This is a genomic window from Pseudomonas sp. S3_A09, assembly GCF_054668065.1.
Map to the genome: position 1 here is coordinate 4,556,269 of NZ_CP162752.1, position 16,708 is coordinate 4,572,976.

Genomic DNA, 16,708 nt, shown 5'->3' on the forward strand with positions numbered 1-16,708 from the left:
GACCACTGGGATCAGCGGACTTTACCCTCAGCCTGGGTCAGCTCTTCCTTGCTGAAATCGTCCACGTCGATCACCTTGCGCCGTGCCGCTTCCGCCTCACGCAAGGTGTGCGCTTCGGCCGGCTGCAACACGCCTGCGTGCAGCGCTGCGTCGATGGCGTGTTCCCCGGCAGTCGGCTTGACCTGCCCGCTCTTGAGCGCCATGTGCAGTTTCTTCTGCAGCGGATGGCTGGCGCCGAGCAGGTCGTAGGCATGTTGCAAGGCGCCTACCGGATCTTCCGCCGATTGCGGTCGGTAGCAGCCGGCCAGCAACTCTTCCAGGGTCGGGTCGCCCTTTGCACGGCCGATCACCGCAGCCACTTCGGCATCCAGCGCATCCGACGGCCCGGTATGGCGACGGCCGAACGGGAACACGATCACGCGCAGCAGGCAGCCCAGCACCTTGTTCGGGAAATTGCTCAGCAGTTCATCCAGCGCACGTTCCGATTCGCCGAGGCTTTCTTCCATGGCCCAGGCAAACAGCGGTTCCAGGTGATCCGGCGAATCCAGGTCGTGATAACGCTTGAGTGCGGCCGACGCCAGGTACATATGGCTCAGTACATCACCCAGGCGTGCCGACAAGCGTTCGCGACGCTTCAACTCGCCACCCAGCAGCATCATGCTCAGGTCAGCCAGCAGCGCGAATGCGGCAGCCTGGCGGTTGAGTGCACGGAAGTAGCCCTGGCTCAAACGATTGCCCGGCGCCTTCTCGAAATGCCCCACCCCGAGGTTCAACACCAAGGTACTGGCGGCGTTGCTCACGGCAAAACCGATGTGTTGCATCAACAGCCCATCGAACTCCTTCAATGCCTGGTCATGGTCGTCGCGACCGGCCAGGGCCATTTCCTTGAGCACGAACGGATGGCAGCGGATCGCGCCCTGGCCGAAGATCATCAGGTTGCGCGACAGGATATTCGCGCCTTCTACGGTGATGAAGATCGGCGCGCCTTGCCAGTTGCGGCCCAGGTAGTTGTTCGGGCCCATGATGATGCCCTTGCCACCGTGCACGTCCATGGCGTGGCTGATGCACTCGCGGCCGCGTTCGGTGAGGTGGTACTTGAGGATCGCCGACAGCACCGAGGGTTTTTCCCCCAGGTCGACGGCATTGGCGGTGAGCATGCGTGCGCTGTCCATCAGCCAGGCGTTGCCGCCGATACGCGCAAGGGCTTCCTGGATACCCTCGAAGGCCGACAGCGGCACATTGAATTGCTCGCGCACCTGGGCGTATTGGCCGGTCACCAGGCTGGTGAACTTGGCCGCGCCGGTACCCACGGCGGGCAGGGAGATCGAACGGCCCACCGAGAGGCAGTTCATCAACATCATCCAGCCTTTGCCGAGCATTTCCTGGCCACCGATCAGGAATTCCAGGGGGATGAACACATCCTTGCCGGCGTTGGGGCCGTTCATGAAGGCGGCGCCCAAAGGCAGGTGGCGACGGCCGATTTCCACGCCGGGGGTGTCGGTGGGGATCAGCGCCAGGCTGATGCCCAAGTCTTCCTCTTCACCCAGCAGATGGTCCGGGTCGTGGGCCTTGAAGGCCAGGCCGAGCAAGGTCGCAACCGGGCCGAGGGTAATGTAGCGTTTTTCCCAGTTCAGGCGCAGGCCGAGTGTTTCCTTGCCTTCCCATTCACCTTTGCAGATCACGCCAGTGTCCGGCATCGCGCCCGCGTCGGAGCCGGCCAGTGGGCCAGTCAACGCGAAGCAGGGGATGTCATCGCCACGGGCCAGGCGCGGCAGGTAGTGGTTGCGCTGTTCTTCGGTGCCGTAGTGCAGCAGCAGTTCGGCCGGGCCGAGAGAGTTGGGCACCATCACGGTCGATGCCAGGTCACCGCTGCGGGTGGCGAGCTTCATCGCGACCTGGGAGTGGGCATAGGCGGAGAAGCCCTTGCCGCCATATTCCTTGGGAATGATCAGGGCGAAGAAACCGTGGGTCTTGATGTGTTCCCAGGCCGCGGGCGGCAGGTCCATGGCCTGGCCGATTTCCCAGTCGCTGACCATGGCACAGAGTTCTTCGGTGGGGCCATCGATAAACGCCTGTTCTTCTTCGGTCAGTTGCGCCTTGGGGTAGGCCAGCAACTTGTCCCAGTCCGGGCGACCGCTGAACAGTTCGCCGTCCCACCAGACGGTGCCGGCGTCGATGGCATCGCGCTCGGTCTCGGACATCGGCGGCAGGACTTTCTGGAACCAGCTGAACAGTGGCTTGGTGAAGTATTGGCGGCGCAGGTCGGGCAGCAGCAGGGGAGCGGCCACCAAGGCGATCAACACCCAGAAGATCAGCAGCAGCCAACCCGGTGCATGGCTCCAGGCGCCCATCGCCAGCAGGTAGACGGCGACCACGCCCAGGGCGGGCAGGGGCGCGACGCGGCGGTGTGCGAGGTAGGCAATGCCGACCACCAGCACCAGTATCCACAACAACAGCATATTCAATCCTCCGTGAAAACAGGGGCGAAACCACCAGGGAGCTTAGTCGGCATCCGAACAAGCGGGGTGATCAGGGTGTAACGAGATTTGGCCGATTCGTCGTTATCTCCAAGACAGGCCTGTGGTTAGACTCCAGGCTTCCTTCGGAGATAAAGCTCATGGATACCTACCTGAGTCCCAGCCGCTTCATCGATAGTGACCACCCTGCGGTGGTGGAGTTCGCCGAAAAACACCGTGGAACCCGTAGGGATTTTAGTGACCAGGCAGTCAGCCTCTATTACGCCGTGCGTGAGGCGATTCGCTATAACCCCTATACCTTCAGCCGCGATCCAGACACATTAAATGCCAGCTTCGCCCTGTCCACCGGCGAAAGCTATTGCGTGCCCAAAGCCACCTTGCTCGCCGCCTGTGCCCGCCACTGCGGCATTCCGGCGCGCATCGGCCTGGCGGATGTGCGCAATCATTTGTCGACGCCACGCCTGATCGCGTTGCTCAAGAGTGATGTATTTGCCATGCACGGTTATACCGAGCTTTACCTCAACGATCGTTGGGTCAAGGCCACGCCGGCGTTCAACCAGCAACTGTGCGATGTGTTCGATGTACCGCCGTTGGATTTCGACGGCCTCCACGACAGCGTCTTCCACGCGTTCAATCGCCAAGGCCAGCGATCGATGGAGTACGTGGTCGACCACGGGCAATTTCCTGACGTGCCCGAGGCCTTCTTCTTCGCCCACATCCAAGCGTGTTACCCCCATCTGTTTGCCGAGGATATGCCGCCGTTACTGGGCGACATGCAGAGCGATTTGAGCCGCGTGTGAACCGGCGTATGCTGCTGCCTTCATCTAGCCATGTTCATCAACAACAAAGGCGCGGTCATGCTGAAAATCTGGGGTCGTAAAAATTCATCAAACGTCAGGAAGGCACTGTGGTGCGCCGAGGAACTCGGCCTGGACTATGAAGCAATTGATGCGGGCGGGGCTTTTGGTGTGGTCGACACGCCGCAATACCGGGCGTTGAACCCCAACGGCCGGGTGCCGATGATCGAAGACGGTGACTTCGTGCTGTGGGAGTCCAACACCATCGTGCGCTACCTCTGCGCCAAGCAGGCTTGCCGCTGGTATCCGACAGACGTGAAAGCCCGCGCCAACGCGGAAAAGTGGATGGACTGGACCACGTCGACCTTTGCCGAACCGTTCAAGATCGTATTCTGGGGCGTGCTGCGCACCCCGGCGGAAAAACAGAACTGGGACACCATCCACGCCGGTCGCCAGGCCTGTATCGATGTGCTCAAAACCGTTGATGAAGCGCTTGCTACACAGCCGTATCTGTCGGGCAACGAGATCGGCATGGGCGATATCCCGTTGGGCAGCTTTATCTACGCCTGGTTCGAAATGCCCATCGAACGGCCCGCAATGCCCCATCTAGAGGCCTGGTATGCGCGCCTGCAGCAGCGTCCGGCTTACCGCAAAGCGGTCATGACCGCGTTGACTTAATACTGACTATTAATACAGGTGACTGTACTTGTGCGGCGCGGGCAAGCACCATGCTTGTCATGCGCCGCCGTTGAACTACCTGGGCTGCGCCCTCATCTACTCTTTCTATTCCCTTCTTTGGTGCGTAATCCGATATGAGTTCCGCTCTGTCCATCCGGCAGCTAACCAAAACCTACGGCAACGGTTTCCAGGCCCTGAGTGGTATCGATCTGGACGTTGCCGAAGGTGACTTCTTCGCCTTGCTCGGCCCCAATGGCGCCGGCAAATCCACCACCATCGGTATCCTCTCGACCCTGGTCAACAAGACCAGCGGCACGGTGAATATCTTCGGCCATGACCTGGACAAATCCCCGGCGGCGCTCAAGCGTTCCATCGGCGTGGTGCCCCAGGAATTCAACTTCAACCAGTTCGAAAAGACCTTCGACATCGTCGTGACCCAGGCCGGCTACTACGGCATCCCGGCGAAAGTCGCCAAGGAACGCGCCGAGCAGTACCTGACCCAACTGGGCCTGTGGGACAAGCGCGATGTGCCGTCGCGTTCGCTGTCCGGCGGCATGAAACGCCGGCTGATGATCGCCCGCGCATTGGTGCACGAGCCGCGCCTGCTGATCCTCGACGAGCCTACTGCCGGCGTGGACATCGAACTGCGTCGCTCGATGTGGACTTTTCTCACCGAGCTGAACGAGAAGGGCATCACCATCATCCTCACCACCCACTATCTGGAAGAGGCTGAGCAGCTGTGCCGCAACATCGGCATCATCGACCACGGCACCATCGTCGAAAACACCAGCATGCGAAACCTGCTGGGGCAGTTGCATGTGGAAACCTTTTTGCTCGACCTGAAAAACAACTTGTCGGCGCCGCCGCAACTGCTCGGCTACCCGAGCCGCCTGGTGGACAGCCACACCCTGGAAGTGCAGGTGGACAAGGCCATGGGCATCACCGCGTTGTTCACGCAGTTGGCAACCCAGAACATCGAAGTGCTGAGCCTGCGTAACAAAACCAATCGCCTTGAGGAGTTGTTCGTGTCCCTGGTGGAGAAAAATCTGGCGAAGGTGGCGGTATGAGTTCCGAACTGCAACCCAACCTCGTCGCGCTGCAAACCATCGTCTATCGCGAAGTGAAGCGCTTTACCCGGATCTGGCCGCAGACCCTGCTGCCGCCGGCGATCACCATGGTCCTGTACTTCGTGATCTTCGGTAACCTGATCGGCCGCCAGATTGGCGACATGGGTGGCTTCACTTACATGGAGTACATCGTGCCGGGCCTGATCATGATGTCGGTGATCACCAACTCCTACGGTAACGTGGTCTCCAGTTTCTTCGGCAGCAAGTTTCAGCGCTCCATCGAAGAACTGATGGTGTCGCCGGTGTCGCCCCATACCATCCTGATCGGCTACACCCTCGGCGGTGTGCTGCGTGGGTTGATGGTGGGCGTGATCGTCACCCTGTTGTCGCTGTTCTTCACCCACCTGCAGGTGCATCACCTCGGGGTCACCATTCTGGTGGTGGTACTGACGGCGACGATCTTCTCGCTGCTGGGTTTCATCAACGCCGTGTTTGCACGCAACTTCGATGATATTTCGATTATTCCGACCTTCGTGCTGACGCCGCTGACCTACCTGGGCGGGGTGTTCTACTCCATCAGCTTGCTGCCGCCGTTCTGGCAGACCGTGTCGTTGGCCAACCCGGTGCTGCACATGGTCAACGCCTTCCGCTACGGCATCCTGGGGGTGTCGGACATCAAGATCAGCGTGGCGATCACGTTCATGTTGGTGGCGACCGTTGTGCTGTATATCGGTTGCGCGAAGTTACTGGTGAGCGGACGCGGGATGCGCACGTAAGCGCTGACCTGAACGCGGTCAAAAATGTGGGAGCGGGCTTGCTCGCGAAGGCGGTATGTCAGTTACAGAATGTACTGACTGATCCACCACCTTCGCGAGCAAGCCCGCTCCCACATTTGGTTTTGTGTAAGGGCTTCAGACCTTCAGTGCCAGTTCGATCAGCCTATGCAGCTCTTCAACCGTCAGCGGCGTGGTCGAGAATAGAATACGAAACACCGTTGGCGCCGCCAGCAGATTGATCAGGTGATCCACGCTCGGCGGGCTGCTGTCCGGATAGCGATCGACAATCGCCTGAAACTGCCCGCTCAGGATGCTCACGCAATAGCCTGGCGTCTGGCTGCACTGCACATCCCGCATCATGTTCCGTCCAGGCTCCGAACTCATCTCATCCAGATACTGCTCGGCCCAGGCCTGCAGGTCACCGCGCAGGCTGCCGGTATTCGCCGGCTCGCTGTCCGGGCGCATCCGCGCCAACGCCACATCCGCCAGTAGCACAGAAAGATCGCCCCAACGCCGGTAGATGGTCGAGGGCGTAACCCCCGCGCGCGCAGCGATCATCGGCACAGTGACGCTGGAGCGCTCATGGGCTTCCAGCAGTTCACGCACGGCTGAATGGACGGATTCTTGTACCCGGGCACTACGGCCCCCCGGGCGGAGGCCTTCTTTTATCGCCATGATTGTGACCTTAACACAAAGAATTTGCTTTAAGCCTGGCCTGGTAGCACACTGCACAAAAGCAAAATATTAGCTTTAGCGGAGCGTGCGTATGTCCAACCCGATTTCTCAGCGTTCCAGCCTGGTGTTCCTCGCGATCACCTTGCTGACGTTTCTCGCCGCCTCCAGTGCGCCGACGCCGTTGTATCACCTGTATCAGGAGGGCCTGCATTTTTCCGCAGGCATGCTCACGCTGATCTTTGGCGTCTATGCGTTGAGTCTCCTGGTGGCACTGCTGACCGTTGGCTCACTGTCGGACCATCTGGGACGCAAGCCGGTGATTTTTACCGCGTTGATCTTGAACATGCTGGCGATGCTGCTGTTTATCAATGAAGGCAGCGTGGCCTGGTTGATTGCCGCACGTACGCTGCAGGGCTTTGCTACGGGCATGGCCACTGCCGTACTGGGCGCGGCACTGCTGGACACGGATCGCCAGCAAGGTCCACTGGTCAACAGCGTAGCGCCGTTGCTGGGCATGGCCTGCGGTGCGATGGGCAGCAGTCTGCTGGTGGAGTTCGCGCCGCTGCCGACCCAGTTGATCTACTGCACGCTGTTCGTGCTGATGCTGCTGCAGGCCGTTTACGTATGGCGCCTGCCGGAAAGCGTCAGCCGTATCCCTGGCGCACTGGCTTCGCTGCGCCCGACCTTGCACGTACCGCCCCAAGCGCGCCGGGCCTTGTGGTTGTCGCTGCCGGTGGATGTGGCGGTGTGGGCGATGGGCGGGTTCTACCTGTCCCTGGCGCCGTCACTGGTACGAACCGCCACCGGTTCGACCTCCAACCTGATCGGTGGCGGCCTGGTGGCGGTGTTGACCGTGAGCGGCGCATTGATGATCTTCACGCTGCGCAATCGCCCAGCCGACAAAGTGCTGCGCCTGGGGGCCGGCTTGCTGGCAGTCGGTGTGGCACTGATCCTCACGGCCGTGCACAGCGCCAGCGTGCTGCTGTTTTTCATCGCCACCCTGATCGCCGGCAGCGGTTTTGGTGCGGGCTTCCTCGGTGCCCTGCGCAGTGTGGTGCCGCTGGCCTTGCCCCATGAGCGCGCGGGTTTGATGTCGGCGTTCTATGTGCTGAGTTACCTGGCGTTCTGCCTGCCGTCTTTGCTGGCGGGCAATCTGATTCGCCGCTTTGGTCTGATCGTCACCACCGACGGCTACGGCGCGGTACTCATCCTGCTGGCCCTCGGCGCACTGGTCGGCCTGCTGTGGCAGGATTCGGCGCGCGCGAGGGCGACGACAGGCGGCTGATGAGTAATAATCGCCTTCCGTATCGCCTGACTGAGATTCAAGCATGAAGATCATCCGCAGCAAGGACTTCACCGGCAGCCGGGCCTGGGAGGCGCTGGACATCGCCAACATGAACGGCATCACCACGCGCCTGCACTGGACCGACCAGCCGTACCGCTGGCACGTCAATGACGGCGAAGAAGTGTTTGTGGTGCTGGATGGCCGGGTGCAGATGCACTATCGCGACAATGGCTTCGAGCAGGTGGCGGAGCTGGCCGTCGGCGACATCTTCTACGCCAGTGTCGGCACCGAGCACGTGGCACATCCCCAAGGCCCGGCGCGCATCCTGGTGATCGAAAGCGAAGGCAGCGTTTGACCCCTATATTGGTAAAGTAGATAACAGTTAGAGATATTACCCGTTATATAGATATTCGATCAAGTTCTACCATGGTCTCAACCTCATGCGAGGAAGAGGATTGCCATCATGACCTGCTCGAATACCATCAGCTACAAACCCTTCAGTCACTTGACCCGTCCACGGGAAGTGATCCGCCAATTCACCCCCAACTGGTTTGCTGCCACCATGGGCACCGGCGTGCTGGCGCTGGCCTTGGCCCAATTGCCGGCCGATGTGCCTGGCTTGCACGCGATTGCCGAAGCGCTGTGGTTTTTCACCATCGGCTTGTTTGTGCTGTTCAGCGTGTTGTACGCGGCCCGTTGGGTGATGTTTTTCGATGAGGCGCGGCGGATATTCGGGCACTCCACGGTGTCGATGTTCTTCGGCACCATCCCCATGGGGCTCGCGACCATTCTCAACGGCCTGCTGTTGTTCGGCCTGCCGCGGTGGGGCAGCGACGTGATCCCCCTGGCTGAAGCGCTATGGTGGCTGGATGTCGCCATGGCCCTGGCCTGCGGCGTGCTGATCCCGTTCATGATGTTCACCCGCCAAGAACACAGCATCGACCAGATGACGGCTGTCTGGCTGCTACCCGTGGTGGCCGCCGAAGTCGCCGCCGCCAGCGGTGGGCTGCTGGCACCGCACTTGGCGGACGCCCATTCACAGCTGGTGATGCTGGTGACCAGCTACGTGCTGTGGGCGTTTTCCCTGCCGGTGGCGTTCAGCATCCTCACTATCCTGATGTTGCGCATGGCCCTGCATAAGCTGCCTCACGCCAATATGGCCGCGTCGAGCTGGCTGGCGTTGGGGCCCATCGGCACCGGTGCCTTGGGTATGTTGCTGCTGGGGGGCGATGCGCCGGCGATCTTCGCGGCCAATGGTTTACCGGGCGTCGGTGAGATGGCCAACGGTCTCGGCGTGGTCGCGGGGATTACGCTGTGGGGCTTCGGCCTGTGGTGGATGCTGATCGCGGTATTGATCACCCTGCGTTACCTGCGCGCTGGTATTCCGTTCAATCTGGGGTGGTGGGGCTTCACCTTTCCGTTGGGGGTCTACGCCCTGGCCACGTTGAAGCTGGCGAGCCTGTTGCACCTGGGTTTCTTCAGCGTATTCGGCAGTGTGCTGGTGGTCGCGTTGGCGCTGATGTGGTTGATCGTGGCCAAGCGCACGGTGCAGGGTGCTTATAAAGGTGAGCTTTTTGTTTCGCCGTGCATTGCAGGACTAGCGAATAAGTAAGCCGGATTAGGTAAAGTCGTGGCCTGAATGCTTTTACAAAAAAACAGGCCACGCAGGAACACGGACGATGAGCCACCCCTCGCAATTCACTTTGCTGCGCACACGGCGTTTCCTGCCGTTTTTCATCACCCAGTTGCTGGGCGCGTTCAATGACAACATCTTCAAGCAATCGCTGATCCTCGCCATTCTCTACAAGCTCACCATCGACGGTGACCGCTCTATCTGGGTCAACCTCTGCGCCTTGCTGTTTATCCTGCCGTTCTTCCTGTTCTCGGCGCTGGCCGGGCAGTTTGGCGAGAAATTCAACAAAGACGCCTTGATTCGCGCGATCAAGATTGGCGAGATCGTGATCATGGCCGTGGGGGCGACGGGCTTCCTCACCAACCACTTGGAAATGATGCTGCTGGCGCTGTTCGCCATGGGCACCCACTCGGCGCTGTTCGGGCCGGTGAAGTACTCGATCATGCCCCAGGCTTTGCACGATGATGAATTGGTGGGCGGTAATGGCCTGGTGGAGATGGGCACGTTCCTGGCGATCCTGGCCGGCACCATTGGCGCCGGGATCATGATGTCGTCCACCCATTACGCGCCGGTGGTGTCAGTGGCGATCGTCGGCGTGGCGGTGCTGGGCTATCTGGCCAGCCGCAGTATCCCAAGGGCAGCGGCGTCGACCCCTGGGTTGCGTCTGAACTGGAACATTTTCAGCGAATCCTGGGCCACCTTGCGTTTGGGCCTGGGGCAGACGCCCGCGGTTTCGCGTTCGATCGTCGGTAACTCGTGGTTCTGGTTTGTAGGCGCGATCTACCTCACGCAAATTCCCGCCTACGCCAAGGAATGGTTGTACGGTGACGAAACCGTGGTGACGCTGATCCTCACCGTATTTTCGGTGGGCATCGCGCTCGGCTCGATGCTCTGCGAAAAACTCTCCGGGCGTAAGGTAGAAATCGGCCTGGTGCCGTTCGGTTCATTCGGCCTGACGGTGTTTGGCCTGCTGCTGTGGTGGCACTCCGGCGGCTTCCCGCAGAACGTGCAGGCCAACGACTGGCTCGCCGTGCTCAGCTACGGCCAGGCCTGGTGGGTGTTGTTCGATATCCTTGGCCTGGGCGTGTTTGGCGGCTTCTATATCGTGCCACTGTACGCACTGATCCAGTCGCGTACCGCCGAGAACGAGCGCGCGCGGGTGATCGCGGCCAACAACATCCTCAACGCACTGTTCATGGTGGTCTCGGCCATCGTGTCGATCCTGTTGCTGAGCGTGGCCAAGCTGTCGATCCCCGAGCTGTTCCTGGTGGTGTCGCTGCTCAACATCGCGGTCAACACCTACATCTTCAAGATCGTTCCCGAGTTCACCATGCGTTTCATGATCTGGCTGCTCAGCCATTCCATGTACCGGGTGGAGCATCGCAACCTGGAGGCGATCCCGGATGAAGGCGCGGCGTTACTGGTGTGCAACCACGTGTCGTTTGTCGATGCACTGTTGATCGGCGGCGCGGTACGTCGGCCGATTCGCTTTGTCATGTACTACAAGATCTACCGCTTGCCGGTGCTGAATTTCATCTTCCGCACCGCCGGGGCGATTCCGATTGCCGGCCGTCACGAAGATATCCAGATCTACGAAAAGGCCTTCACACGCATTGCGCAGTACCTGAAGGAAGGCGAGTTGGTGTGCATCTTTCCCGAGGGCAAGCTGACCGCCGATGGCGAGATGAACGAGTTTCGCGGTGGTGTGACGCGGATTCTGGAAGAGACGGCGGTGCCGGTGATTCCGATGGCGTTGCAGGGGTTGTGGGGGAGTTTCTTCAGCCGCGATCCGAACAAGGGCTTCTTCCATCGCATCTGGTCGCGGGTGGTGTTGGTGGCCGGTGAGCCGGTGGCGGTAGAGGCCGCGACGCCTGCGCAGTTGCAGGAACGGGTGGGGGTGTTGCGGGGGAGTGTCAGGTAGTTGTGGGCTGGGTTACTGGCCTCTTCGCAGGCAAGCCCGCTCCCACACCAGGCCGCGTTGTTCTAGCGAACGCGGTCTGGTGTGGGAGCGGCGGTTCGACAGCGGTAATGGATCAGGTGCTGATCTTGAGCCCAATGAGCCCGCAAATGATCAGCGCCACGCTGGCCAACCGGAACAACGCCATGGACTCCCCAAACAGGATGATCCCGGCAATCACGGTGCCCACGGCACCTACGCCGGTCCAGATGGCGTAGGCCGTGCCCAGCGGCAATTCTTTCATGGCCAGGCCCAGCAGGCCGAGGCTGACGGCCATGGCGGCAATCGTCAACGCAGTCGGCAGCGGTTTGCTGAAACCGTCGGTGTACTTCAGGCCGACGGCCCAGCCGACTTCAAACAGACCCGCGAAAAACAGAATGATCCAGGACATGATGACCTCCTAACGTTAGGTGGGGTCGTCCCCGGATTAGGCGCTGGAAGCGTCGCGGGGTCGTCCCCGCGAAGCTCGGTAGAGTGCCGAAAAGTGCTCGGCTGATCAAGTTTGCGGGGTGTTCTCCAGCACGCGGCGGTCTTCCTTTTCGCTCATGCGGCGGAAGTAGGTGGACAGCAACGCCCCGGAAATATTGTGCCAGACGCTGAACAGTGCACTCGGCACCGCCGCCAATGGCGAAAAATGGGCGCTGGCCAAGGCGGCGCCCAGTCCTGAGTTCTGCATGCCGACTTCGAGCGCCAGCGACTTGCGCTGTGCCAGAGGCAACTGGAACACGCGGCCGGTGAAGTAACCCAGCAGGTAACCGAAGCTGTTGTGCAACATCACCACCGCCATGATCAACAGGCCCGACTCGGCAATCTTCGCCTGACTCGCCGCAACCACCGCTGCGACGATGATCACAATGCTCACCACCGACACCAGCGGCAACACATCCACTGCATGGCGCACCCGCTCACCGAGCACGCGTTGCGCCAGTACACCGAGCACGATCGGCAGCAGCACCACTTGCAGGATCGACCAGAACAACTCCATGAACGACACCGGCAGCCAGGCCGACGCCAGCAGCCAGATCAGCGCCGGGGTGAGGAGCGGGGCGAGGAGGGTGGTGACGGCGGCGATGGCGACCGACAACGCCAGGTCGCCACGGGCCAACCAAGTCATCACGTTGGACGAAGTCCCGCTCGGGCAGCAACCGACCAGGATCACGCCGACGGCGATTTCCGGCGGCAGGTGGAAGGCCTGGCACAGCAACCAGGCCATGCCGGGCATGATGACAAAGTGCGCGACCACGCCCAAGGCCACGCGCCACGGATGGCGGGCGACTTCGGCGAAGTCATCAATCTTGAGGGTCAGCCCCATGCCGAACATCACCAGGCCCAGCAACGGAACGATGGCGCTTTTCAGGCCGATGAACCAGCTGGGTTCGAAGAAGGCGACGACGGCGAAAACCAACACCCAGTAGGCGAAGGTATTACCGACGAAGCGGCTCAAGGCGGCGAGTGCGCGCATGGGGGTGTCCTTGTTGTCAGTTAGGTTCGGTAATGCTGATGTCTGCCTGGGAACCCAATCAAATGTGGGAGCGGGCTTGCTCGCGAATGCGGTGTGTCAGTCGCTGAATATGTTGACTGATCCACCGCATTCGCGAGCAAGCCCGCTCCCACAGTTTGATCTTCACAAGGCGTTAGATGCCCTGTGGGGTCTCTTCACCGCCGAGTGCTTCGACCAGCGCGGGGATGAAGTCCCCAAACGTCAGCATCATCAGGGTAAAACTCGCATCCAGTTGGCCCAGGGCTTCGTCGCCGCCGTCCTGTTCCGCCTGGTCCTGCAGCAGGTCTTCGAACTTCAGGCGCTTGACGGTCATCTTGTCGTCGAGCATGAAGGACAGCTTGTCCTGCCAGGCCAGGGACAGTTGGGTCACGACTTTGCCGGTGGTCAGGTGGAGTTGGATCTCTTCGCCGGTCAGGTCCTGGCGCTTGCAGCGCACGATGCCGCCGTCTTCGTGGGTGTCACGCAGCTCGCATTCGTCAAGGACAAAGAAGTCATCGGCCGGCTTTTGGGTGGTAACCCAATCGGTCATGATCGCGGTTGGCGCGGTTTTAACCGTGAGTGGACGAACCGGCAGGGTGCCGATCACTTCACGCAGGGTCGACAGCAGGTCTTCGGCGCGTTTCGGGCTGGCCGAGTTGACCAGGATCAGGCCCTGTTTTGGCGCAATGGCGGCGAAGGTCGACGAGCGACGGATAAAGGCGCGTGGCAGGAAGGCCTGGATGATTTCATCCTTGATCTGGTCGCGTTCCTTTTTATAGACCTTGCGCATCTGCTCGGCTTCGATCTCTTCGACCTTCTCCTTGAGTGCATCACGCACCACGCTGCCCGGCAGGATACGTTCTTCCTTGCGCGCGGCGATCAGCAGGAAGTCACCGCTGACGTGAACCAGGGGAGCGTCTTCACCTTTACCAAAAGGCGCGACGAAACCATAAGTGGTCAATTCCTGGCTTGCGCAAGGGCGCGCCAGTTTGGTGGCCATGGCCGCTTCCAACGCCTCGGCATCAACAGGCAGATCTTGGGTCAGGCGATAGATAAGCAGGTTCTTGAACCACATGGGGTGAGTCTCTCCTTTATACAAAGGGGGGCATTATTCTCTTGATAACGTCCCAGGCCAACCCTGCCTAAGCCATTGGAAGCTATCAAAAAAAAGATTTCAGAAAGTGCTTGCCAGACTTAAGGTCGCTCCGTAGAATGCGCGCCACACCGAAACGAAGGGTGATTAGCTCAGCTGGGAGAGCGTCTGCCTTACAAGCAGAATGTCGGCGGTTCGATCCCGTCATCACCCACCATTCGCTTCATGTGTTACGCGCAGCGGTAGTTCAGTCGGTTAGAATACCGGCCTGTCACGCCGGGGGTCGCGGGTTCGAGTCCCGTCCGCTGCGCCATATTCGGTAACCTGGAACACTGAACGCCAGGTCACCACAAGAAGCCCGCTCAATGAGCGGGCTTTTTTGCTGTCTGGGGTTTGCAAAAAGCCAAAAAACACCGCCGATCATTTCCGATGACCGGCGGCGTTTTTATTGGGCGATTAGACATCCCCGCGTGTAGTCACCCTGAAGGTGCGCGGTTCACCCATAGAATCGGCGTGGCTCAAGCATTATCGAGAATGGTATCTCATTGGGCGGCCAGTCAGCGGGTAAGCGCAACAGACTCGCATTTGACGACGTAGAAGCCCGTTTTTGCTGGGGTTTCTCGTGGCTGAGAAAATATTTCAAATAAATTGCATTTAAATCAAGACATTGCGGATTTTTGGTGTATGATGCCGCCCACACCGAAAGTGAAGGGTGATTAGCTCAGCTGGGAGAGCGTCTGCCTTACAAGCAGAATGTCGGCGGTTCGATCCCGTCATCACCCACCATTCGCTTCAAGTGTTACGCGCAGCGGTAGTTCAGTCGGTTAGAATACCGGCCTGTCACGCCGGGGGTCGCGGGTTCGAGTCCCGTCCGCTGCGCCATATTCGGTAACCTGGAACACTGAACGCCAGGTCACCACAAGAAGCCCGCTCATTGAGCGGGCTTTTTTTCGTCTGCGTTTTATCCTCTCCGCGCTCTGCCATTGTGCACTGCCTATTCGCCCTGAACTGTGTGGGTGCGCCATGACGTGGGGGAATACCCCCATGCACATTGGTTGATTGCGCCCTCGGCCGCTTAACCGTTTATCTATAGCCACGCGAAGACTTCCAGGCGAGTGACCGGCAGCAGGATGCTGCGGGGGCTCGCTCTCCAACATAAAAATAGTCTGCAAGGGGAACGGCTCTCTATGAAATATCCACTGCGTCCGTTGGTGTTCTGGCCAACGTTCCTGATCCTGCTGGCGGCGGTGATCGCCAGCTACATCGACCTGAATGCATTCCTTGCGGTCAGTAAACAGCTCAACAACCTGATCCTGAAAAACTTCTCATGGCTGTTCAGTGCCGGCTCGTTTGCCATGGTGGTGCTGACCGCGATCGTCTACTTCTCCGCGCTGGGCAAGGTGCGAATCGGCGGCGAAGACGCCCAGCCGTTGCTGAGCAAATGGCGCTGGTTCATGGTGGCGCTGTGCACCACCCTCGCGGTGGGCGTGCTGTTCTGGACCACGGCCGAACCGCTCTATCATCTGTATGGCCCGCCCACCAGCCTGCCGATCGAGGCGGGTAGTTCGGCGGCGAAGACCTTTGCCATGTCGACGATGTTCCTGCACTGGACCATCACCCCCTACGCCATCTACCTGGTGCCCTCGCTGGTGTTTGCGTTGGTGTTCTACAACCGACGCAGCAATTTCTCCATCGGCGCCATGCTTGAACCGTTGCTCGGTGAAGCGCGGGTCAAGCGCTATGCAGGGCTGATCGACACCCTGGCGATGTTCGCCCTGGTGGCCGGCATGGCCTCGTCCCTGGGTACCGGCGCGCTGACCTTGGCCGGGGGGCTGGCTCAGTACATCGGCGGTGAAACCACACCGTTGCGCCTGGCTATCATCATCGCGATCATCGTTATTACCTTTGTCGCCTCGGCCGCCAGCGGCCTGCAGAAAGGGATCGTGATGCTGTCCTCGTTCAATACTTGGATCATGCTCGCCCTGGGGCTGTTCGTGCTGTTGTGCGGGCCGACCCTGTACATGTTCAGCCTTGGCGTCGAGTCCCTCGGCGTGTACCTCGACACCTTCTTCAGCCGCAGCCTGTTCACCGGCGCCGCCAGTGGCGACACCTGGCCACACAGTTGGACGGTGTTCTACTGGTCGGTGTGGTTTGCCTGGGCGCCGGTCAGTGCGTTGTTCCTCGGCAAGATCGGGCGTGGCTACACGGTGCGTGAATTCATCCACATCAACATGCTCTACCCGGCGTTGTTCACGGCGGTGTGGATCTGCATCTTTTCCGGCACCAGTCTGTACTTCGATGCGCTGGGCGACGGCAGCCTCAACCGTGTGCTGAACGAGCAGGGCGTGGAACACGTGCTGTACCAGATGTTCCAGCAGTTGCCGGCCAGCGGTCTGATGATCGCGTTCCTGCTGTTCGTGGCGTTCATCTCCTTTGTCACCGCCGCCGACTCCAGCACCGATGTGATCGCCAACCTGTGCAGCAAAGGCGTGACCGCCGATTCCGACCTGGATGGCAACCCAGCGTTGAAGATCGTCTGGGGCGTGATCATCGGCTCGGTATCGTGGGTGATGGTCTCATTCGTCGGCATCGACGGGGTGAAGATGCTCTCCAACCTCGGCGGTCTGCCGGGGATGCTCCTGGTGTTGCTGGCCAGCACCTCACTGATCTTCTGGTTGAAAAATCCCGCATTGCTGGATGTGAAACGCCATCAGCGGACCCCCGCAACGGAACTGCACAGCGCCAGCCCGGCGCCGGATTTCGCCCGCTGATCGATTGAACCGCTGTTGG

At 60.3% G+C, this 16,708-nt stretch carries 14 protein-coding genes and 4 tRNA genes; 13 read left to right on the forward strand and 5 right to left on the reverse strand.

Features of this window, described 5'->3' with window-relative positions:
- Window positions 1-11 precede the first annotated feature (11 nt).
- Entirely contained in the window at window positions 12-2,459 is a 2,448-nt protein-coding gene (locus AB4N92_RS21285) for an acyl-CoA dehydrogenase (protein ID WP_205517972.1), read from the reverse strand.
- A 158-nt stretch (window positions 2,460-2,617) separates the two neighbouring features.
- On the opposite strand from AB4N92_RS21285, the gene AB4N92_RS21290 reads away from it, so the two are divergent.
- The 4 genes from AB4N92_RS21290 to AB4N92_RS21305 all read left to right on the forward strand — a co-directional run bounded on the left by AB4N92_RS21290 (window position 2,618) and on the right by AB4N92_RS21305 (window position 5,795).
- Window positions 2,618-3,277 carry a transglutaminase-like domain-containing protein gene (locus AB4N92_RS21290; protein ID WP_010211651.1) on the forward strand — a complete coding sequence of 220 codons (660 nt, stop codon included), beginning with the start codon at window positions 2,618-2,620 and terminating at the stop codon, window positions 3,275-3,277.
- 57 nt (window positions 3,278-3,334) lie between these two features.
- Window positions 3,335-3,952 (forward strand): glutathione S-transferase family protein, encoded by a 618-nt coding sequence (locus AB4N92_RS21295; RefSeq protein WP_010211650.1) that lies wholly within the window; start codon window positions 3,335-3,337, stop codon window positions 3,950-3,952.
- Between the two features lie 134 nt (window positions 3,953-4,086).
- Entirely contained in the window at window positions 4,087-5,019 is a 933-nt protein-coding gene (locus tag AB4N92_RS21300; RefSeq protein WP_010211649.1) for an ABC transporter ATP-binding protein, read from the forward strand.
- The gene (locus tag AB4N92_RS21305) at window positions 5,016-5,795 is read left to right on the forward strand and encodes an ABC transporter permease (RefSeq protein ID WP_010211648.1); all 780 of its coding nucleotides are present in this window, start codon (window positions 5,016-5,018) and stop codon (window positions 5,793-5,795) included. The genes AB4N92_RS21300 and AB4N92_RS21305 overlap by 4 nt, the downstream gene beginning before the upstream one ends.
- Before the next feature lie 135 nt (window positions 5,796-5,930).
- On the opposite strand, the gene AB4N92_RS21310 is transcribed toward AB4N92_RS21305, so the two are convergent.
- Window positions 5,931-6,470: a TetR/AcrR family transcriptional regulator gene (locus AB4N92_RS21310; RefSeq protein WP_021492115.1), complete on the reverse strand. Its 540-nt coding sequence runs from the start codon at window positions 6,468-6,470 to the stop codon at window positions 5,931-5,933.
- 91 nt (window positions 6,471-6,561) lie between these two features.
- Here AB4N92_RS21310 and AB4N92_RS21315 point away from each other — a divergent pair, with 91 nt between their 5' ends.
- The 4 genes from AB4N92_RS21315 (at window position 6,562) to AB4N92_RS21330 (ending at window position 11,309) form a co-directional block, all read left to right on the forward strand.
- Entirely contained in the window at window positions 6,562-7,755 is a 1,194-nt protein-coding gene (locus AB4N92_RS21315) for an MFS transporter (protein WP_010211645.1), read from the forward strand.
- A 43-nt stretch (window positions 7,756-7,798) separates the two neighbouring features.
- A complete protein-coding gene (locus AB4N92_RS21320) occupies window positions 7,799-8,110 on the forward strand; it encodes a cupin domain-containing protein (RefSeq protein WP_010211643.1) in 312 nt (103 codons plus the stop codon).
- A 108-nt stretch (window positions 8,111-8,218) separates the two neighbouring features.
- On the forward strand, window positions 8,219-9,367 hold the full coding sequence (locus tag AB4N92_RS21325; RefSeq protein ID WP_198730110.1) for a TDT family transporter: 1,149 nt from the start codon (window positions 8,219-8,221) through the stop codon (window positions 9,365-9,367).
- 67 nt (window positions 9,368-9,434) lie between these two features.
- On the forward strand, window positions 9,435-11,309 hold the full coding sequence (locus AB4N92_RS21330; RefSeq protein ID WP_045792354.1) for an MFS transporter: 1,875 nt from the start codon (window positions 9,435-9,437) through the stop codon (window positions 11,307-11,309).
- A 112-nt stretch (window positions 11,310-11,421) separates the two neighbouring features.
- Here the strand turns inward: AB4N92_RS21330 and sugE are convergent, their stop codons facing one another.
- The 3 genes from sugE to rdgC all read right to left on the reverse strand — a co-directional run bounded on the left by sugE (window position 11,422) and on the right by rdgC (window position 13,900).
- Window positions 11,422-11,736, reverse strand: a complete 315-nt coding sequence (sugE, locus tag AB4N92_RS21335; protein WP_010211634.1) for a quaternary ammonium compound efflux SMR transporter SugE — start codon at window positions 11,734-11,736, stop codon at window positions 11,422-11,424.
- Between the two features lie 105 nt (window positions 11,737-11,841).
- Window positions 11,842-12,807 carry a bile acid:sodium symporter family protein gene (locus tag AB4N92_RS21340; protein WP_044286919.1) on the reverse strand — a complete coding sequence of 322 codons (966 nt, stop codon included), beginning with the start codon at window positions 12,805-12,807 and terminating at the stop codon, window positions 11,842-11,844.
- 172 nt (window positions 12,808-12,979) lie between these two features.
- A complete protein-coding gene (rdgC, locus tag AB4N92_RS21345; protein ID WP_010211632.1) occupies window positions 12,980-13,900 on the reverse strand; it encodes a recombination-associated protein RdgC in 921 nt (306 codons plus the stop codon).
- A 159-nt stretch (window positions 13,901-14,059) separates the two neighbouring features.
- Between rdgC and AB4N92_RS21350 the strand changes: the two genes are divergently transcribed.
- The 5 genes from AB4N92_RS21350 (at window position 14,060) to AB4N92_RS21370 (ending at window position 16,689) form a co-directional block, all read left to right on the forward strand.
- Window positions 14,060-14,135, forward strand: a tRNA-Val gene (locus tag AB4N92_RS21350).
- Window positions 14,136-14,154: 19 nt separating this feature from the next.
- A tRNA-Asp gene (locus tag AB4N92_RS21355) sits at window positions 14,155-14,231 on the forward strand.
- Between the two features lie 397 nt (window positions 14,232-14,628).
- A tRNA-Val gene (locus tag AB4N92_RS21360) sits at window positions 14,629-14,704 on the forward strand.
- A 19-nt stretch (window positions 14,705-14,723) separates the two neighbouring features.
- Window positions 14,724-14,800: transfer RNA gene (locus tag AB4N92_RS21365), tRNA-Asp, on the forward strand.
- Window positions 14,801-15,105: 305 nt separating this feature from the next.
- Window positions 15,106-16,689 carry a BCCT family transporter gene (locus AB4N92_RS21370; RefSeq protein WP_010211631.1) on the forward strand — a complete coding sequence of 528 codons (1,584 nt, stop codon included), beginning with the start codon at window positions 15,106-15,108 and terminating at the stop codon, window positions 16,687-16,689.
- Window positions 16,690-16,708 lie beyond the last annotated feature (19 nt).